The following is a 17,323-nucleotide window of genomic DNA, read 5'->3' on the forward strand; positions in this document are numbered from 1 at the left end:
CCTTGCTCGTCGACCCCGGATGACCGGAAACTACATTCTCCATTTGCGCGAATCAAGGATTCGGACAAGAGAACCTGATGCTCTCCACTTCACGTACCGTCCCCGTTGAGAATATGGTTCTCGCGTATGGAAGGGGTATTTCCATGATCGAATCGAAGGCCTTGAGCCCGTCGCTCGGGGTGGAGTTCACCGGCGTGACCGATCCACTCGACGACTCCTTCGTCGAACGCGCCGCAGAGGCCCTCAAGTGGCGGGGGGTGCTCCTCGTGCGCGGGCTGCACCTCGACGACGAACGGCAACTGGCGTTCAGCCGCCGCCTCGGCGAGGTCGTCAGCCTGCGCGGCCAGGAGATCTTCCCGATCTCCGTCAACCCGGCGATGAGCAGCAGCGCCAAGTACCTGAAGGGCGCCTTCTACTGGCACCTCGACGGCACCAGCGACGACATCCCCGTCAAGGCCACGACACTGACGGCCCGTCATGTCGCCACGGTCGGCGGCGGCACCGAGTTCTGCAACACGTACGCCGCCTACGAGAACCTGTCGCACAAGGACCGCGAACGCTACGAGAACCTGCGCGTGGTGCACAGCTTCGAGGCCTCCCAGCGACTGGTGACCCCGGACCCCACCGAGGAGGAACTGGCCGCCTGGCGCACCCAGCCCACCCACGAGGTCGCCCTGGTCTGGCAGCGCCGGGACGGCCGCCGCTCCCTCGTCACCGGCACCACCGCCGACCACGTCGTCGGCCTGGACCCCGCGGAGAGCCGCGCGCTGCTCGACGAACTCCTCGACTTCACCACCCAGGAACGCTTCCGCTACGCCCACGACTGGGCGGTCGGCGACCTCGTGGTGTGGGACAACACCGGGATCCTGCACCGGGCGCTGCCCTACGCCGAGAGTTCCGAGCGGCTGCTGCACCGGACGACCGTCGTCGGCGAAGAGGCCTTCGCATGAGCGCCGCAGCGGACTCCGGTCCGGTGCGGACGGCCGTCGTCACCGGCGGCGCCTCCGGCATCGGCCGGGCCGTCGCCCGGCGGCTCGCCGCGGACGGCATGAAGGTCGCCGTCCTGGACATCGCGCCCACCGAGGAGGGCTACGGCCTGACGGTCGACGTCACCGACCGGGCCCAGGTCGACAAGGCTATGGACGCGGTGCGCGAGCGGCTCGGGCCGGTGTCGGTGCTGGTCAACGCGGCCGGCAAGGACGGCTTCACCCGCTTCGGCAAGCTGTCCTTCGCGGACTGGCAGCGGGTCGTCGACATCAACCTCAACGGCGTCTTCCACTGCGTGCAGTCCGCCCTGCCGGACATGTGGGACGCCCACTGGGGCCGGATCGTCAACATCTCCTCCTCCAGCACCCACTCCGGCCAGCCGTTCATGGCGCACTACGTCGCCGCCAAGTCCGCGGTGAACGGGCTGACCAAGTCCCTCGCCCTCGAACTCGGGCCGCGCGGCATCACGGTCAACGCGGTCCCCCCGGGCTTCGTCGACACGCCGATGCTGCGCACCGCCGAGCAGTCGCAGCAGCTCGGCGGCTCCATCGAGGACCACATCGCCCGCACTCCGGTCCGCCGGGTCGGGCGGCCCGAGGACATCGCGGCCGCCTGCTCCTTCCTGGCGTCGGAGGAGGCCGGCTACATCACCGGCCAGATCCTCGGCGTGAACGGGGGCCGCAACACATGACGAGGCTGCCGCCGGTCCCGTACGAGGAGTGGGACGCCGACGTCCTGCGGCCGCTGACGGGCGGGCGCACGATCCCGCCGTCCAACGCCCTGGGCCTGCTCCTCAACCACCCGCGCCTGGCGACCGCGTTCCTCACCTTCAGCACCCAGCTCGTGTACCGCGGCACGCTGCCCGCCCGGACCCGGGAGCTGGCGGTCCTCAGGGTCGCCTGGCGGCGCCGCTGCCGCTACGAGTGGGCGCACCATGTGCTGATGGCACGTCAGGCCGGGGTCTCGGAAGAGGAGTTGGAGGAAGTCCGGCAGGGCGCCGACACCCTGGTCAACCGGGCGGTGGACGAACTGGAGACCGCCTCCACCCTCTCCGACGAGACCTACGCGCGGCTCGCGAAGGAACTGGACGAGCGGCAGCTCATGGAGTTCGTCTTCACCGTCGGCGCATACGCGATGCAGGCCATGGCGTACAACGCCTTCGGCGTGGAGCCCGACGCCGGGACGGACGACGACATGACTTAGGGCACGGACGACGGACCGGGGCGGCGACCACTGTGGCGCCGCCCCTTCGCGACCACCCGGGCGGTGGACATGCAGCCGGCTGCACAACCTCTTCGAGTCGTTCAGTGGGCCACGGGGAACATCGGGGCGCGGTCGCTGCGCGCCGTCCTCGAACCACGAGTACGCCGATCCGTCCCGGCGGAACTCGCCGGGGCTGCTGTTCGACGTGACGGGATTCGGCCGGCCGCCGGCCGCCGGCCGCCGGTCACGACGAACGCCGGCTCGCCCACCTCCGGTCGAGTTTCGGGCCGTCCCTACGGCTGGTCGCCGACGCGCTGGGCCTGCCGCTGGACGCCGTCGAGGTCCACGGCCGGCTCGCCACCGCCGCCCGGACGACCGTGGACCTGCCCCTGTTCACCGCGGCGCTCGGCTGAACTCAGTCGTGTCGGACGTGCTGCTTCATGTCCTCCAGCCGGGTCAGGATCGGGTGGCCGGAGACGCTGAGCGCGTTGCCGTGACCCGTCTGGTGGACGTCGAACACGGACTGGAGGGCCGCGTAGAAGCCCTGGACGTCGAGGGTCTGGTTGACGGCGCGCTTGGCCTGACGCAGGCCGAAGGGCGGCATCCGGGCGATACGCCGCGCCAACTCGCCGGTGGCGGCGTCGAGTTCGTCGAGCGGGACGACCTGGTTGACCATGCCGGCCTGTTCGGCCTCGCGGGCGGTGAGCGGCCGGCCGGTGAACAGGATCTCCTTGGCCTTGCGCGCCCCCAACTCCCAGGTGTGACCGTGGTATTCGACGCCCCCGATGCCCATGTGCACCACCGGGTCGGAGAACTCGGCGTTCTCCGCGGCGACGATCAGATCGCACGGCCAGCACAGCATCAGCCCGGCCGCGATGCACTTGCCCTGGACGGCGGCGACGGTCGGCTTGGGGAGGTTGCGCCACTTCAGGGCGTACTCCAGATAGCGGCGCGTCTCGGCGTCGTAGATCCACTCCAGGGTGATGTCACCGGGTCCCGGCCAGCGATCCTTGAGATCGTGCCCGGCGGAGAAGTGCCTGCCGTTGGCCCGCAGCACCACCACCCGCACGTCCTCGTCGCGCGCGGCGCGGGTGAAGGCCGCGTCGAGGTCGTCGAGGAGCGCCATCGTCTGGGCGTTGGCGGCCTCGGGGCGGTTCAGGCTGATCGTCGCGATGCCGTCCTCGGCCGCGTACAGGATCTGGTCCATGTGGCTCCTCACGGGTGGGGTCAGCGCGGCAGGCCGAGGATGCGCTCGGCGATGATGTTGCGCTGGATCTCGCTGGTGCCGCCGGCGATGGTGCCGGCGAAACTGCGCGCGTACCGCTCGAACCAGCTGGAGACGAACGCCTCGTTGTTCATGTGGCAGTGCGGGCCGGTCAGCGCCGGGTGCGGCAGCGCCTCGGGGCCGTGCGCCTCCAGGGCGTGCAGCGCGGCGGACTGGACGGCCTCGGAGCCCAGCAGCTTCAGCACGGAGACCTCGGCGGGGTCGCGGTCCGGGCCGAGCTGTCGGTAGCCCAGCAGCCGCAGCGCCTGGAGGTCCATCCGGAGCGTGGCGTACCACTCCTGGCCGGCTCCCACGTCCGCCGCGTCGCGGATCAGGTCCTCCAGGCGTTCGGCGTACGCCAGCCAGAGCAGGGTGCGTTCATGGCCCAGGGAGCCGTTCGCCACCCGCCAGCCCTCGCCCAGCGGGCCGACCAGGTTCTCGCGGGGCACGCGCACGTCGGTGAGGAACACCTCGTTGAAGTCGAGATCGTCCTCGGCGGCGATCGAGCCGAAGGGACGGCGGACGACGCCCTCGCTGTCCGTGGGGACGAGCAGTGCGCTGATGCCGTGGTGCCGGGGGGCGTCGGGGTCGGTGCGCACGAACGCGAGCAGGACGTCGGCGTCGTGGGCTCCGGAGGTCCAGATCTTCTGCCCGTTCACGACGAAGACATCGCCCTTCAGGACCGCCCGGGTGCGCAGCGAGGCCAGGTCCGAGCCCGCCTCCGGCTCGCTCATCCCGAGGGCGGCCGTGATCTCCGCGCGCAGGATCGGCACGGCCCAGCGGGACTTCTGCTCCTGGCTGCCGAAGGTCAGGAGGGAGGCGGCGATGATGCCCAGGCCCTGCGGGTTGAAGCTGTGGTAGATGCGGCGGTGCGCCAACTCCTCCAGGTGTGCGAGCTGTTGGGGCAGGGTGGCGTTGCGGCCGCCGTACTCGGGCGGCCGGCCGGGGAGCAGCCAGCCGTGGTCGAAGAGGGTGCGCTGCCAGTCGCGCGCCCAGTCGGGGACGTCGGCGCTGGAGCGGGAGCGGGTCCGGGCCTGGGCCTCGGTGGGGAGGCGTTCGTCGAGGAAGGCGGCGAACTCGGCGCGGAACGCGGCTACTTGGGGGTCGTCGGCCAGCTTCATCATGCGAGCAGCGCCTTCCGGTGGAGGGCCGCGGCGCCGAGGAGGAGGTCGCAGGCCTGGGCCCGCTTCAGGACGAACTGGAGCTCGTTCTCCCAGGTGAAGCCCATGGCACCGAAGAGTTGCAGACCGTGCCGGAAGACCAGCCGCTGGCACTCCCCCGCCGCCGCCTTGGCCATGTGTGCGGCGTCGGTGCGGCGCGGGTCGTCCTCCGCGATCGTCAGGGCCGCGAAGTGGGTGAGCGCGCGGGCGCGTTCGATCGCCACATGCATGTCGGCGGCCTTGTGCTTGACGGCCTGGAAGGAGCCCAGCGGTCTGCCGAACTGCGTCCGCTGCTTCACGTGGGCGAGGGCCAGGTCGAGGATCCGACGGCAGGCGCCGACCGCGGTGGCGGCGAGCCCGACGAGGGCCAGGTCCGGTACGCCGGCGACCAGTCCGGCGGGGCCGACGACATGCGCCACATGCAGGTGCGGGTCCAGGACCGGGACCCGTTCGACGGCCAGGTCGGCGCCGCGGACGACCGTGACGCCGCCCGGGGTGAGCAGGGCGATCTCGTCGGCGCGGTCGGCGTCCAGGACATGGCGTCCGGCGCCGTCGAACACCGCGGTGCCGCTGCCCTCGGGGAGGCGGCCGGCCAGCGGGGCGAACCAGGTGGCGGTGGCCAGGAACGGCGTCTCGTCGGCGACGTAGCCGAGTTCCTCCAGGACCAGGGCGAGTTCGAGCGGGGGCGCCTCCAGCCAGCTGAGCTTCAGATAGGTGGCCCACTGCTGGTCTGTGGGCCGGCCGCGCACCTTGGCGACGGTCTCGCGCACCGTGCGCCGTAGCAGTCGCTGGTCCTCGTCGAGTTCGAACTCCACGCCCGGCCTCCGCCCTCTCGCCGTACCGGTGGGAACCGGGCGAGAATAGCATTCTCGTTATCCGGAAGTAAGAGTCTTGTTTCTGGGGGTGGGTGATTCGGTAGGGGGAGTGCCATCCCCTTTCACATATGTGGAGTACCGTTCTACCCATGAGTGCCGTCCCCGCAGAACCGGTCGAGACACCCGAGCCCGCCTGGCGGCAGCGCGCCGTCGAGCGATCCACCCGCGCCGCGAAGCTCCGTGCCGAGCAACGCGTGCAGCGCTTCCTGGACGCGGCCCAGGAACTGATCGCGGACAAGGGCACCACCGACTTCACGGTGCAGGAGATCGTGGAGCGTTCCCGGCAGTCGCTGCGCAGCTTCTACCAGCACTTCGACGGCAAGCACGAGCTGCTGCTCGCGCTCTTCGAGGACGCCCTGTCCCGCTCGGCCGTCGAGATCCGCGCGAAGGCCGCGGCCGGTCGCGACCCGCTGGAGAAGCTCAGGATCGCGGTCGACCTGCTCTTCCACTCCTCCGAGCCCAAGTCCGGCGCGCAGTCCCCGCTGTTCACCGACTTCGCCATCCAACTGCTCGTCAGCCACCCCGACCAGGTGGCCAGCGCCCATCTGCCGCTGCTCGGCTTCTTCACGGAGCTGGTCGAGGAGGCCGTCGAGGCGGGCCAGGCCGTCTCCCCGAAGCCGCGCCGCACCGCCTCCCTGATCATGCAGACGGCGATGTTCACGGCGCGGGCCCCGTCGGCGCCGGTCGGCGCGCATCCGTCGCCGATCTCCGCGGAGGAGGTGTGGGCGTTCTGCCTGGGCGGGATCACGGGCGGGGCGGCGCACACCGACGCGACCGCGGACACAGCCGAGGAGACGGCCGGGGAAGCGGCCGGGGAAGCCGCGCCGGTCACTGCGAAGAAGGCTCCCGCCAAGCGGACGTCCACCGCCCGCAAGACCGCCGCTCGAAAGACCACGGCGAAGACCACGGCGAAGAGCACCACCGCCGAGCCGGCCGGCGCCGGGACGCCGCGCAGCAAGGCCTGACCACCCGAATCCCCGTCCCCAAGGTCCCCGCAGGTCTCCCTGCGGGGACCTTTCGCCGTACCCGAGAACCCGTACCCGAGAGCCCGTACCCGAGAACCCGACCCGTGCCCGGCTACGCCCCAAGCGAGTCCAGCGCGCGCCGCGAGCCCTGTACGGCCGTCCGCTGCATGAGGTCCACCACTCCCCGGATCCCGCCCAGCTCCGATCCCCCGCCGGCCCGTCCGGGCCCTCCGTGCCGCAGGGCGGGCAGCGGTGAACCGTGGCCCGTGGTCCGGGACATGGTCACCGAGTCCAGCAGATGCAGCCGCCCGTGCCAGGCCGCCGTCTCCGTGACGAAGGCGGTCGTCCAGTCGACGTCGTCGCCGACCACCGACGCGGCGAGGCTGCCGCGGCCGCGCGCGAGCAGCTCCGCCGCGTGCCCGGTGTCCCGGTAGGCCAGCACCGTCGCCGCCGGGCCGAACGGCTCGACCTCGTGGGGTGCGGCGGCGTCCGGGTCGGCGGAGAGGAGGAGGGTGTCGAGGAAGGCCCCGCGCTCGGGGTCGGCGTCGACCACGCGCACCTTCTCCGGGTCGCCGTGCACGAAACGGCCGGACTCGGCGATCCTGCGCACGGCCCGGCGGACGTCGTCGCGCTGCGCGAGGCTGACGACCGCGCCCATCGTGACGCCCGCCGCGGCGGGGTTGCCGACGGTGACCCCGGCCAGCGCGGCGGAGATCGCGTCGAGGGCGGCGGACTCCCGTGCGCCGGGCACGAGGACGCGGCGGATCGCGGTGCACTTCTGACCGGCCTTGACCGTCATCTCGGTCACCACCTCGCGCACGAACGCGTCGAAGAGCGGCGAGCCGGGCAGGACGTCCGGGGCCAGCACGATCGCGTTGACCGAGTCCGCCTCCGCGTTGAACCGGACCGAACGGGCCACCACGTTCGGGTGGGTGCGCAGGGTCGCGGCGGTGGCCGCGGAGCCGGTGAAGGAGAGGACGTCCTGTTCGCCGAGCAGACCGAGCGCGGGCCGTGCCGAGCCGACGACGAGTTGCAGCGCCCCGGGCGGCAGGACGCCCGCCTCCGTCACGATCCGGATCAGGCGCTCGGTGAGGTACGAGGTGGGCGTGGCCGCCTTCACCACGCTCGGCAGGCCCGCGAGCACGGCCTGCGCGAGCTTCTCCAGGGGCGCCCAGACGGGGAAGTTGAAGGCGTTCACCTGGAGCATCAGACCCGGGGAGGGCGTGACCAGGTGGACGCCGAGGAACTCCTCGCCGCGGGTGAGGCGTTCGGCGGGGCCCTCGACCAGGTGCGGCGCGTCGGGGAGTTCGGCCCGTGCCCGGGCGGCGTAGTCGCGCAGGACGCGGATGCCGCCGTCGACGTCGTACCGGGCGTCGTTCAGGGTGGCTCCGGCGCGGGCGGAGAGCGCGTACAGCTCCTCGCGGCGGGCGCGGACGGCCGCGGCGACGGCGTCCAGCAGATCGGCGCGCCCGTGGAAGGTCAGGGCTCGCAGCGCGGGGCCGCCGGCGCGGCGCGCGTGGTCGAACGCCCCGGCGAGGTCGAGGCCTGCGGAGGAGACCCGGCAGACCAGGTCGCCGGTGACCGCGTCGTGCACGTCGGCCGCCGCGTCGTCCGTGGCCGTGGGCATGACCCAGGTGTCCTTCAGGTAGCTCTGGAGCATGGATGCGGCCCGCTTTCTGCGAGAGACGTCGGGGGGAGGTCCGGGGGGGGGAGGGGGAACGGCAGGCGGGTCAGTCGACCGGGTGGTGGCCCCAGACGTCGGCGGTGTAGACCCGGCTGACCCAGGTGCTCTCGTCGACCTGCACGCCGCCCGCGCCGATCTCGATGCCGAAGCCGGCCGGCGAGGTCATGTAGAAGGAGAACATCCCGTCGTTGGCGTGCTTGCCGAGCGTGGCCATGAGTTTCACGTCGTGCTCACGCGTGCGGTCGAGGGCGCGGCCGACCTCCTCCGGGCCGGTCACCTCGCACAGGATGTGGTGGGTTCCCTCGTTCTTGTACGAGCGGATGAAGGCGATGCTGTGGTGGCGCGGGTTGCAGCCGAGGAAGTGGAAGGTCCCCCAGGGGTAGTCGGCGGTGTCGCTGAGCCGGAACCCCAGGACGTCGCAGTAGAAGTCGACCGCCTCCTGCACGCGCGGGGTCTTCATCACCACGTGCCCGAGCCCCTGTTCCCCGGTCACGAAGTCGACCCCCAGCGGTGAGACGAACTGGCTCGGGGCGAGCCGGCGGCCGCAGAACAGTTCGGTGCGGATGCCGAGCGGGCCGGTGAAGTGCACCATCCGGGCCACCTGCCGGTCCCGGCACTCCTCGTCCGTGCCGACGGAGACGTCGACGCCGGCCTCCTTGAGCCGCACCGTCGTCTCGTCGATGGCCGTGGGGTCGCGGACCTCCCAGCCGATGACCGTCACCCCGCCGGTCGGCGCCTCGGTCAGCCACATCCGGAAGGGGTGCTGGTCCATGCGCAGGCGGTAGCGCACGGAACCGGCTGACTCCCCTGGCTCGACGGCGAGGCCTATCACTGTGCGGGCGTACTGCGCCCATGCTGTCGGGTCGGGCGTACCGATGCCCACGTACCCAAGGCTCTGGATCGTCATGTCCAAGACCGTATTTGTTAGACCCTTGACGGTCAAGGGTCATACGAATACGTTGACGTCATCGAGCCGAGGAGGTTCCCGATGCCGGGAGTAGTGCCCGAGAAGGCCCGCCTGCGGCCCGTCGACGAGAGCGGGCTGCACGAGAGGACACTGGCGTCGCTGGCGCCGTACCGCGACGGGGACGGCCGGATCTACACGATCTGGGCGACCCTCGCCCACCACGAGGACGCCCTGCGCCGCTTCCTTGTCTTCGGCAACCACGTGCTGGGGAAGAACACCCTGCCGCTGCCGTCCCGCGAGCTGATGATCCTGCGGATCGCGGCCCGTGCGCAGGCCGCGTACGAGTGGGACCAGCATGTGCGGATCGCCCGCGGCGCCGGGCTCGCCGACGACACGATCCTGGCCGCCGCGACCGGTCGCCTCGACGGTCTCGACGAGGTCGACCGGGTCCTGCTCACCGCCACCGACTCGATCCTGGACCACCAGGGCGTGGACGACGAGCTGTGGAGCCGGCTCACCGACCGCCTGAGCACCGAGCAGGTCATCGACGTCCTCTACACCGTCGGCCAGTACCTGACGATCGCCACCGTCATCAACACGCTCGGCGTCCAGGTGGAGGGGGACCTCGCCCTGCCCCTGCCCCTGCCCCGGACCAGCGACCAGAAGGAAGAAGCCGCATGAAGCTCGCCAACCTCGCCGGCCGCCCCGTCGTCGTCCGCGACGACCGCGCCCTGGACATCGCGGAGGCAAGCAAGGGAGCGATCGAGCCGCGTCTCGAGGTGCTCAGCGACCTCGCCCTCCACGACGAGCTGCGCGCCCTCGCCGAGCGTGCCGCCGACGCGGACTGGAAGCCGTTCCGGCCGGCCGACCTGGGCCGGGTCGCCAAGCCCTACAAGGCCGTCGGGGTCGCCCTGAACTACCGCGCGCACGCCGAGGAGTCCGGCCTTCCGGTCCCGGACGAGCCGTCGGTGTTCGCCAAGTTCGCCTCGTCGGTGGTCGGCCCGTACGACGCGATCGTGGTCGAGGCAAGTTACGACAAGGTGGACTTCGAGGCCGAGCTCGTGGTCGTCCTCGGCAAGGCGGGCAAGAACATCCCCGAGGCCGCCGCCTGGTCCCATGTGGCCGGTGTCACCGCAGGTCAGGACATCAGCGACCGCAAGGAGCAGTGGCGCAAGCCGATCAACCAGTTCACCCTGCCGAAGTCGTACGACACCTTCAGCCCGATCGGCCCGTACCTGGTGACGCTCGACGAGTTCGCCGACCCGGACGACATCGAGGTGGCCGGCTGGGTCGACGACCTGGAGGTGCAGCGCGGCCGCACCTCGGACCTGATCTTCAGCGTGCCCGAGCTGATCGCCTGGCTGTCGAAGCGGGTCACGTTCGAGCCCGGCGACCTGATCTTCACCGGCACCCCGGCCGGCTGCGGCGTCCGCCGCACCCCGCGGCTGTACCTCACCGAGGGTAAGGTCCTGCGGACCGAGGTCACCGGGGTCGGCACCATGGTCAACCCGGTCGTCGCCGGTTGAACCGAACGGAAGGGCGGGAGATCGTGACGGACACCGTAGGCGAGCCGGGCACGGCGGGAGCCAGCCGCACCCGGGAGTTCTCCGAGCTCCTGCGCCACCACCACCGCGAGCTCGGCACGACCGAGCCCCGGGACCTCGACGCGATCGAGATGGTCACCGACCTCACCCGCCTCGAAGCCCGGCTGACCAAGGACTTCGAGAAGCACGTCCACCGGCCGCTGGGCCTGACCTGGGCGGGCTTCCGGATCCTGAACGCCCTGTGGGTCTACGGCCCGCTCGGCCAGCAGGACATCGGCCGGGTCTCCGGCTCCACCCGGGCCTCCATCTCCAGCGCGCTGGCGACCCTGGAGAGCCGCGGGCTGGTCACCCGGGAACGCGTCGAGTCCGACCGCCGTCAGCTGGTGGTCGAGCTCACCCCGGAGGGGCAGGAGACGCTGCGGCTGGCCATCGAGGCCCAGACGAAGCGCGAGCGGGCCTGGACGGGCGTGCTGCGCGACGACCAGCTCAGTGAGCTGGTGCATCTGCTGCGTACGCTGGTCAACCAGGAGACCCCGCCCGCGGAGTGAGCGGGTCTCCGGGGGACCGGCCCACCACCACAGGTGTTTTTTCATCAAGCGTCTGGCTGTCAAGTCTTCGACTGTCAAGCATCTAACAGTAGGTTGGTTTCTCGAGGGAGAGAATCATGGTCCGTCGTGTCGTCACCGGTGTCGATCCCAGTGGCAAGCCCGTGATCGTCAGCGACGGAGAGCCGCCCGTCACCCGTCAGTACACCCACACCCCCGGCTTCGCCCGTTCCCTGGTGTGGAACACGACGGCTCCCGCCGCCCCGTCGGACGACCCGACGGAGTCCCTGAAGTCCTATCTCCCCGCCCCCGGCGAGACGGTCGCCCTGACCGTCACCTTCCCGCCGGCCGGCGTCTACGCCGACCCGGGCTGGGACCCCGCGGCCGCCGGCGCCGAGCAGTTGGAGGCGACCCCGGGCCTGGCCGAGCTGTTCGAGCCGGACAACCCGGGCATGCACACCACGCCCACCGTGGACTACGGCGTCGTCCTTAGCGGCGAGGTCGTCCTCGACCTCGACGGCGGCGAGAGCACGGTGCTCGGGCCCGGCGACCTCGTCGTGCAGAACGGCACCCGGCACGCCTGGCGCAACAACGGCACGGAGCCCGCCACGGTGTTCTTCGTCCTGATGGGCGCGGGCGGCACCGCATGAGCCCCCTGACGACGGCGGCGCCCGGCGCTCCGGTCGTCGACCTGGACCTCGCCGAGCTGCGCCGCGACCCCTACCCCGCCTACGCCGAGCTGCGCCGCGCCGCCCCGCTCGCCTGGGTCCCCTCGGTCGGCCGCCATCTGCTCACCCGGTACGAGGACATCGTCCACGCGGAGAAGCTGCCCGAGGTGTTCAGCTCGCGGGAGGAGGGCTCGCTGCTGCTGCGCACGGTCGGCCCGAACATGCTGCGCGAGGACGACCCGCACCACCGGCGGCTGCGGTCCGCCGCCGAGCCGCCGACCCGCCCGCGCCAGGTCCGCGACCTGTGGGCGGCCTCCTTCGAGCGCACCGCGCACGACCTCCTCGACCGGATCGCCGGCCGCGGCGCGGCCGACCTGATCGCCGACTTCGCCGAGCCGCTCGTGGCCGCCAACCTGGCGCTGGTGCTCGGCCTGCGCACGACGAGCGCCGAGGACGTCGCCGACTGGTCGCGGGCGATGATGGCCGGCAACAGCAACTACGCCGACGACCCCGACGTCTGGCTGCGCGCCGAACAGGCGACCGCGGCCGTCGAGGCGGCGGTGGCGGAGGCCGCCGAGGCCGCCCGGCGCGAGCCCGACGGCTCGGTGATCTCCGCCATGGTCCACGCGGACGGGCCGGTGGAACTCACCGAGATCCAGAACAACGTCAAGGTGATCATCGGCGGCGGCGTCAACGAGCCGCGTGACGTCTTCGGCGTGGGCGTGTGGGCGCTGCTGAACCGTCCCGCGGTGCTGGACCGGGTCCTCGCGGATCCGGCGAGCTGGAAGCGGGTCTTCGAGGAGACGGCCCGCTGGATCTCGCCGATCGGCATGTATCCGCGCCAGCTCACCCGGGAGTACGAGATCGCCGGAGTGACCCTCCCCGCCGGGAGCCGCGTGGCCCTGGTCATCGCCTCGGGCAACCGGGACGAGTCGGTGTTCGAGCGGGCCGACGAGTTCGACCTGGACCGCCCGCAGCGCCCGCATCTCGCCTTCGGCGGGGGTCCGCACTTCTGCATGGGCGCCTGGGTCGCGCGCCACGAGGTCAGCGCGATCGCCTGGCCCCTCCTCTTCAGCCGCCTCGAGGGACTCCGCCTCGCCGAAGGAGCCGAGAGCCCTCTGGACGGCTGGGTGTTCCGCGGGCCGACCGCGCTGAACGTCACCTGGCAAGCAGCCTGAGCCGTCCCCTCGGGAGGACTTCATGCCCACCGTCATCTTCCGGTCGCCCGACGGGACCGAACGCAAGGTCACCGCCGTGTCGGGGACCGTGCTCATGCAGGCGGCCGTCTCCAACGGCGTGCAGGGCATCGTCGCCGAGTGCGGAGGCAACGCCTCCTGCGCCACCTGCCACGTCTACCTCGACCCGGGCCGGTCCGCACTGGCGGGAGCGCCGGGCGACGTCGAGGACGAGATGCTGGACTTCACCGCCGCCGAACGCCGGCCCACCAGCCGGCTGAGCTGCCAGATCCAGCTCTCCGACGCCCTCGACGGCCTGGTGGTCCACGTGCCCGAGGAGCAGGTATGACGAGCGACTCCGCAGGCGTGGTCGTGGTGGGCGGCGGACAGGCCGGTTTCAGCGTCGTCTCCACGTTGCGCGCCGCGGGCTACGACGGCCCGGTGACCCTGTTCGCCGACGAGCCCCATCTGCCGTACCAGCGGCCGCCGTTGTCCAAGAAGGCCCACACCGAGGCCGCCGGCCTGAGCGTCTCGCTGGTCCCGGAGTCCTTCTACGCCGAACGGGACATCGAGCTGCGGCTCGGCGACGACGTCGTCGCCGTGGACACCGCCGCCCGCACGGTCCGCACCCGCGGCGGCCGAAGCGTGCCCTACGCCCACCTCGTGCTGGCGACGGGCGCCCGCAACCGTCCGCTCCCGGTCCCCGGCGCCGACCTGGCCGGCGTCCACGCCCTGCGCTCGCTCGACGACGCGCTGGCCGTCGGCCGGGCCCTGACGACCGCCCGTGACGTGGTCGTGGTCGGCGGCGGCTTCATCGGCCTCGAACTGGCCCGGGTGGCCCGGGCCCACGGCGCGCGGGTGACCGTCGTCGAACTCGCCGACCGGCTGCTGAGCCGGGCGCTCTCGGCCGAGGTGGAGCCATATGTGCGGGAGCGCCACGAGCAGGCCGGCGTCCGTATCCGCACCGGGACCGCCGTACGGGCGCTGGAGGGCTCCGGCCGGGTCGAACGGGTGCTCACGTCGGACGCCGTCCTCCCCGCCGACCTCGTCGTCCACGGCATCGGCGCCGCCCCTCGCGACGAGCTGGCGCGGGCGGCCGGACTGGCGGTGGACGACGGCGTCCTGGTCGACGAGCAGCTCCGGTCGGTCTCCGACCCGCGGGTCTTCGCCGTCGGCGACTGCGCCCGGCATCCGCATCCGCACGCGGCCGGGCCGGTCCGGCTGGAGTCCGTGCAGAACGCCACCGACCAGGGCGCGCTGGTCGGCCGGCGCCTCGCCGGACAGCCGCCCGCCCGGTACGAGAGCCTGCCGTGGTTCTGGAGCGACCAGGGCACCGTCAAGCTGCAGATCGCCGGGCTTCGGGCGCCCTCCGACGACGTACGGCTGTGCGTCGGCGACGCTCCCGAGCGGCTGGCCGCGTACGCCTTCCGCGGCGGTGTGCTGGCGGCGGTGGAGACGTTGAACTGGCCCGCCGAGCACCTGGCCGCGCGCCGTCTGCTGGAGCGGCGGACCCCGGTGTCCGCCGACGAGCTGGCGGGCACGACCCTCGGAGCGCTCGCCCGGGCCGGACGCGCGGCGGAGGTGCGGGGATGACGCACACGTTCGGGGCCCATCTGACCGTCGGCGCGGTCGAGTCCGGGACGCGGACCGCCCTGGTCTTCGAGGACCGCGCCTGGACCTACGCCGAACTGGAGTCGGCGGTCCGGCGGACCGTAGCCCGCCTGGACAAGCACGGGGTGCGCAGGGGCGACCGTGTGGTGATGCAGGGCGCGGCCCGGCCCGAGGCGCTGATCACGCTGTTCGCGGTGACGCGCATGGGCGCGGTGCTCGTTCCCCTGCACCCGCAGGCGGCCGGGGGCGAGCTGGCGGTCGTCTGCGAGGAGACGTCTCCGGTGGCGGTGGTCGCCGACGAGGGGTTCCCGGCGGCGGGGACGGGACTGCGGCTCGCCTGGGAAGACCTGCACCCCGTGGGGGACGACGGGCCCGAGGCTCCGCCGCCGGACGCCCCGGACGGGTCCGACGTCGCCGTCATCGCGTTCACGTCGGGCACCTCCGGACGTCCCAAGGGCGTCGCGCTGACCCATGACAACCTGTGCCGGAGCATGGCGGGCGGCCTGGCCGGGATGCCCTTCGGTCCCTTCGGCGAGGACGACACCGCGCTGATCGCCACCCCGCTGGCGCATGTCGCCGTCCTCGGCGGGCTTCCGCAGGTCACCTGGGCGCGGCGCGGGACGGTCGTCCTGGCCCCGCGCTTCGACCCGGACCTGTTCGTCGATCTGGTCCGCGACCACCGCGTCACCTGCGCCTTCGCGGTGCCCGCCATGTCCGCCCTGCTGGCCCGCCACCCCCGCTTCGGCAGCGGCGACCTGGACTCCCTGCGCTGGATCCTGTCCGGTGGATCGCCGGCCCGGACCGCCGTCCGCGAGCAGTTCCGGGCCCGCGGGATCGGCGTGGTCAACTCCTACGGTCTGACGGAGACCGGCGCGGGCGTCACCTACTCCGCGCCCGACGAGCCGGCCGCCTCCACCGGCTCCCCCGTCCCCGGGGTCGAGCTGATGATCGTGGACGCCGCCGGGTCCCCCGTCTCGGTCGGCGGGCCCGGCGAGATCTGGGTGCGCGGGCCGTCGGTGGCGTCCGGGTACCGGACCGCCGCCGGGCCGGTGCCGGTGACCGACGCGGAGGGCTGGTTCCACAGCGGCGACCGGGGACGGTTCGACGACGAGGGCCGGCTCACGGTCGTCGGCCGGCTCAAGGAGACCATCATCACCGGCGGCGAGAACGTCGACCCGGCCGAGGTGGAGAACGCCCTCGCGGACCTCCCCGGCGTCGTCGAGGTCGCGGTGTCCGGAGCGCCGGATCCGGTCTGGGGCGAGATCGTGACCGCCTTCCTCGTCACCGAGGCCGCCGAGGCCACCGCGGACACCGCGGACGCCGACGCCCCGACCCTGGACGACGTCCGGGGTCACCTCGACGGCCGGCTCGCCCGGCACAAGTGGCCCCGGCGCCTGTGCGTCGTGCCCGCACTGCCCCGCGGGGCGACCGGAAAGCTCCAGCGGGCGCGCCTCGCGACTCTGCTGGACGACTGACCACAACCGCACACACCCATCGGAGGCCGCACCGTCACAGGTGCCGTCTCGCCCACCCCTACCCTCACCCTCCCCACCCTCACCCTCCCCACCCTCACCCCGAGGAGACGCCATGAGTGCGACCATGCGAGCCGCGCGGATGCACCACGTCGGCGAGCCGATGAAGCTCGAGGAACTCCCGGTTCCCGAGCCCGGCCGCGGCGACGTCCGCGTGGCCGTCCACGCCGTCAACATCGTTCCGAACCTCGCCAACATCCTGAACATGTGGACCACCTGGTTCCCGCACAGCCCGCTGCCCACCCTGCCGGCGATCTTCGGCCTCGACCCGGCCGGTGTGATCGAGGAGGTCGGCGAGGGCGTCGAGGGCTTCGAGGTCGGCGACCGGGTGTACGTCAACCCGGGCCGCTCCTGCGGCTCCTGCCGCTCCTGCCGCGGCGGCGACTCGATCAACTGCGCCAGTTACGCCTTCGCCGGCTACTTCGGCTTCTCCCCGACCGCGCTGAACCTGCTCGACCGCTACCAGGGCGGCCTCGCCGAGTACATGATCGCCCCGGCATACAGCCTGGTGAAGCTGCCGGACTCGCTGTCCTTCGAGGCCGCCGCCCGCTTCGGCTACCTCGGCACGATGTACTCGGCCCTGCGCAAGGCCGGGGCGGGCCCGGGGAAGACGATCCTGGTCAACGGCATCAGCGGCACCCTCGGCATCGGCGCCGCGCTCCTCGCGCCCGCCATGGGCCTGACCCACGTGTACGGCACCGGCCGCGACAAGGGCCTGCTGGACCAGGTCGGCAAGCTCGCGGGCGGCCGGCTGCGGCTGCACTCCCTCGACGACGGTCCGCTCGACGACTGGCTGCGCGAGGAGACCGGCGGATACGGCGCCGACATCTACATCGACGCCCTCGGTCCGGGCGCCCCGCACGAGACCTTCCGGGCCGGGATGCGGGCGATGGCCCGCGGCGGCATCGCGGTCAACATCGGCGCCGTCGCCGGCGATCTGCCCATCGACATCCACCGGATGATGGACCAGCAGCTGCAGCTGATCGGCTCGGCCTGGTTCACCTCCGGCGAGGGCCAGACCATGGCCGACATGGCGGGGGCGGGCCTGCTGGACCTGAGCCCCCTGGAACACCAGGTGTTCCCGCTGGAGCAGGTCAACGACGCCATCAGCGGCATCGCCGAGCGCAACGGCGGCTTCAGCAACTTCATCATCAGCCCGACGGCCTGACCCCGACCCGTCTTCGACCGATCTCTGGAGACCGA

Annotated in this window: 18 protein-coding genes; 13 read left to right on the forward strand and 5 right to left on the reverse strand. The window is 72.2% G+C overall.

From position 1 onward, the window contains the following. The first annotated feature begins 143 nt into the window (after positions 1 to 143). Genes ACWD4O_RS34400 through ACWD4O_RS34410 form a run of 3 tightly spaced genes read left to right on the forward strand, consistent with a single transcriptional unit; the run spans position 144 to position 2,190 of the window. Entirely contained in the window at positions 144 to 950 is an 807-nt protein-coding gene (locus ACWD4O_RS34400; protein ID WP_451285975.1) for a TauD/TfdA dioxygenase family protein, read from the forward strand. After that, entirely contained in the window at positions 947 to 1,678 is a 732-nt protein-coding gene (locus ACWD4O_RS34405) for an SDR family NAD(P)-dependent oxidoreductase (RefSeq protein WP_451285977.1), read from the forward strand. Before ACWD4O_RS34400 ends, ACWD4O_RS34405 begins: the two co-directional genes overlap by 4 nt. Beyond that, entirely contained in the window at positions 1,675 to 2,190 is a 516-nt protein-coding gene (locus ACWD4O_RS34410) for a carboxymuconolactone decarboxylase family protein (protein ID WP_451285978.1), read from the forward strand. The genes ACWD4O_RS34405 and ACWD4O_RS34410 overlap by 4 nt, the downstream gene beginning before the upstream one ends. Before the next feature lie 415 nt (positions 2,191 to 2,605). Here the strand turns inward: ACWD4O_RS34410 and ACWD4O_RS34415 are convergent, their stop codons facing one another. The 3 genes from ACWD4O_RS34415 to ACWD4O_RS34425 are packed head-to-tail and all read right to left on the reverse strand — an operon-like array spanning position 2,606 to position 5,429. After that, on the reverse strand, positions 2,606 to 3,397 hold the full coding sequence (locus ACWD4O_RS34415; protein ID WP_451285980.1) for an enoyl-CoA hydratase: 792 nt from the start codon (positions 3,395 to 3,397) through the stop codon (positions 2,606 to 2,608). 20 nt (positions 3,398 to 3,417) lie between these two features. Then, complete coding sequence (locus tag ACWD4O_RS34420; RefSeq protein ID WP_451285981.1) at positions 3,418 to 4,578, reverse strand: acyl-CoA dehydrogenase family protein; 1,161 nt, start codon at positions 4,576 to 4,578, stop codon at positions 3,418 to 3,420. Continuing rightward, positions 4,575 to 5,429 (reverse strand): acyl-CoA dehydrogenase family protein, encoded by an 855-nt coding sequence (locus tag ACWD4O_RS34425; RefSeq protein ID WP_451285983.1) that lies wholly within the window; start codon positions 5,427 to 5,429, stop codon positions 4,575 to 4,577. Before ACWD4O_RS34425 ends, ACWD4O_RS34420 begins: the two co-directional genes overlap by 4 nt. Positions 5,430 to 5,578: 149 nt before the next feature. Between ACWD4O_RS34425 and ACWD4O_RS34430 the strand changes: the two genes are divergently transcribed. Then, positions 5,579 to 6,454, forward strand: coding sequence for a TetR/AcrR family transcriptional regulator (locus ACWD4O_RS34430; RefSeq protein ID WP_451285985.1), 876 nt, complete (start codon positions 5,579 to 5,581; stop codon positions 6,452 to 6,454). A gap of 112 nt (positions 6,455 to 6,566) precedes the next feature. Here ACWD4O_RS34430 and paaZ read toward each other — a convergent pair whose 3' ends face one another. Together paaZ and ACWD4O_RS34440 are read right to left on the reverse strand one after the other, a co-directional pair. After that, positions 6,567 to 8,114: a phenylacetic acid degradation bifunctional protein PaaZ gene (gene paaZ, locus ACWD4O_RS34435; protein ID WP_451285987.1), complete on the reverse strand. Its 1,548-nt coding sequence runs from the start codon at positions 8,112 to 8,114 to the stop codon at positions 6,567 to 6,569. A gap of 70 nt (positions 8,115 to 8,184) precedes the next feature. Further along, on the reverse strand, positions 8,185 to 9,045 hold the full coding sequence (locus ACWD4O_RS34440; RefSeq protein ID WP_451285989.1) for a VOC family protein: 861 nt from the start codon (positions 9,043 to 9,045) through the stop codon (positions 8,185 to 8,187). A gap of 81 nt (positions 9,046 to 9,126) precedes the next feature. On the opposite strand from ACWD4O_RS34440, the gene ACWD4O_RS34445 reads away from it, so the two are divergent. The 9 genes from ACWD4O_RS34445 to ACWD4O_RS34485 all read left to right on the forward strand — a co-directional run bounded on the left by ACWD4O_RS34445 (position 9,127) and on the right by ACWD4O_RS34485 (position 17,288). Further along, positions 9,127 to 9,726 (forward strand): carboxymuconolactone decarboxylase family protein, encoded by a 600-nt coding sequence (locus ACWD4O_RS34445; protein ID WP_451285991.1) that lies wholly within the window; start codon positions 9,127 to 9,129, stop codon positions 9,724 to 9,726. Continuing rightward, positions 9,723 to 10,571: a fumarylacetoacetate hydrolase family protein gene (locus ACWD4O_RS34450; RefSeq protein WP_451285992.1), complete on the forward strand. Its 849-nt coding sequence runs from the start codon at positions 9,723 to 9,725 to the stop codon at positions 10,569 to 10,571. Before ACWD4O_RS34445 ends, ACWD4O_RS34450 begins: the two co-directional genes overlap by 4 nt. A 23-nt stretch (positions 10,572 to 10,594) precedes the next feature. Beyond that, positions 10,595 to 11,137, forward strand: coding sequence for a MarR family winged helix-turn-helix transcriptional regulator (locus tag ACWD4O_RS34455; protein ID WP_451285994.1), 543 nt, complete (start codon positions 10,595 to 10,597; stop codon positions 11,135 to 11,137). A gap of 116 nt (positions 11,138 to 11,253) precedes the next feature. Beyond that, positions 11,254 to 11,784: a cupin domain-containing protein gene (locus ACWD4O_RS34460; RefSeq protein ID WP_451285996.1), complete on the forward strand. Its 531-nt coding sequence runs from the start codon at positions 11,254 to 11,256 to the stop codon at positions 11,782 to 11,784. Continuing rightward, a complete protein-coding gene (locus tag ACWD4O_RS34465; RefSeq protein ID WP_451285997.1) occupies positions 11,781 to 12,980 on the forward strand; it encodes a cytochrome P450 in 1,200 nt (399 codons plus the stop codon). Before ACWD4O_RS34460 ends, ACWD4O_RS34465 begins: the two co-directional genes overlap by 4 nt. 22 nt (positions 12,981 to 13,002) lie before the next feature. Further along, the gene (locus ACWD4O_RS34470; RefSeq protein ID WP_451285999.1) at positions 13,003 to 13,326 is read left to right on the forward strand and encodes a 2Fe-2S iron-sulfur cluster-binding protein; all 324 of its coding nucleotides are present in this window, start codon (positions 13,003 to 13,005) and stop codon (positions 13,324 to 13,326) included. Then, positions 13,323 to 14,570, forward strand: coding sequence for an NAD(P)/FAD-dependent oxidoreductase (locus ACWD4O_RS34475; RefSeq protein WP_451286001.1), 1,248 nt, complete (start codon positions 13,323 to 13,325; stop codon positions 14,568 to 14,570). The genes ACWD4O_RS34470 and ACWD4O_RS34475 overlap by 4 nt, the downstream gene beginning before the upstream one ends. Further along, complete coding sequence (locus ACWD4O_RS34480; RefSeq protein ID WP_451286003.1) at positions 14,567 to 16,063, forward strand: class I adenylate-forming enzyme family protein; 1,497 nt, start codon at positions 14,567 to 14,569, stop codon at positions 16,061 to 16,063. The genes ACWD4O_RS34475 and ACWD4O_RS34480 overlap by 4 nt, the downstream gene beginning before the upstream one ends. Positions 16,064 to 16,175: 112 nt before the next feature. Further along, the gene (locus tag ACWD4O_RS34485) at positions 16,176 to 17,288 is read left to right on the forward strand and encodes an alcohol dehydrogenase catalytic domain-containing protein (RefSeq protein WP_451286005.1); all 1,113 of its coding nucleotides are present in this window, start codon (positions 16,176 to 16,178) and stop codon (positions 17,286 to 17,288) included. Positions 17,289 to 17,323 lie beyond the last annotated feature (35 nt).

Source organism: Streptomyces sp. NPDC002623 (genome assembly GCF_053592635.1).

Excerpts from the sequence above, each read along its gene's own strand:
- ACWD4O_RS34400 (WP_451285975.1), top strand. The coding sequence starts at position 144 with ATGATCGAATCGAAGGCCTTGAGCCCGTCGCTCGGGGTGGAGTTCACC.
- ACWD4O_RS34405 (WP_451285977.1), top strand. The coding sequence starts at position 947 with ATGAGCGCCGCAGCGGACTCCGGTCCGGTGCGGACGGCCGTCGTCACC.
- ACWD4O_RS34410 (WP_451285978.1), top strand. The coding sequence starts at position 1,675 with ATGACGAGGCTGCCGCCGGTCCCGTACGAGGAGTGGGACGCCGACGTC.
- ACWD4O_RS34415 (WP_451285980.1), bottom strand. The coding sequence starts at position 3,397 with ATGGACCAGATCCTGTACGCGGCCGAGGACGGCATCGCGACGATCAGC.
- ACWD4O_RS34420 (WP_451285981.1), bottom strand. The coding sequence starts at position 4,578 with ATGATGAAGCTGGCCGACGACCCCCAAGTAGCCGCGTTCCGCGCCGAG.
- ACWD4O_RS34430 (WP_451285985.1), top strand. The coding sequence starts at position 5,579 with ATGAGTGCCGTCCCCGCAGAACCGGTCGAGACACCCGAGCCCGCCTGG.
- paaZ (WP_451285987.1), bottom strand. The coding sequence starts at position 8,114 with ATGCTCCAGAGCTACCTGAAGGACACCTGGGTCATGCCCACGGCCACG.
- ACWD4O_RS34440 (WP_451285989.1), bottom strand. The coding sequence starts at position 9,045 with ATGACGATCCAGAGCCTTGGGTACGTGGGCATCGGTACGCCCGACCCG.
- ACWD4O_RS34445 (WP_451285991.1), top strand. The coding sequence starts at position 9,127 with ATGCCGGGAGTAGTGCCCGAGAAGGCCCGCCTGCGGCCCGTCGACGAG.
- ACWD4O_RS34450 (WP_451285992.1), top strand. The coding sequence starts at position 9,723 with ATGAAGCTCGCCAACCTCGCCGGCCGCCCCGTCGTCGTCCGCGACGAC.
- ACWD4O_RS34460 (WP_451285996.1), top strand. The coding sequence starts at position 11,254 with ATGGTCCGTCGTGTCGTCACCGGTGTCGATCCCAGTGGCAAGCCCGTG.
- ACWD4O_RS34465 (WP_451285997.1), top strand. The coding sequence starts at position 11,781 with ATGAGCCCCCTGACGACGGCGGCGCCCGGCGCTCCGGTCGTCGACCTG.
- ACWD4O_RS34470 (WP_451285999.1), top strand. The coding sequence starts at position 13,003 with ATGCCCACCGTCATCTTCCGGTCGCCCGACGGGACCGAACGCAAGGTC.
- ACWD4O_RS34475 (WP_451286001.1), top strand. The coding sequence starts at position 13,323 with ATGACGAGCGACTCCGCAGGCGTGGTCGTGGTGGGCGGCGGACAGGCC.
- ACWD4O_RS34480 (WP_451286003.1), top strand. The coding sequence starts at position 14,567 with ATGACGCACACGTTCGGGGCCCATCTGACCGTCGGCGCGGTCGAGTCC.
- ACWD4O_RS34485 (WP_451286005.1), top strand. The coding sequence starts at position 16,176 with ATGAGTGCGACCATGCGAGCCGCGCGGATGCACCACGTCGGCGAGCCG.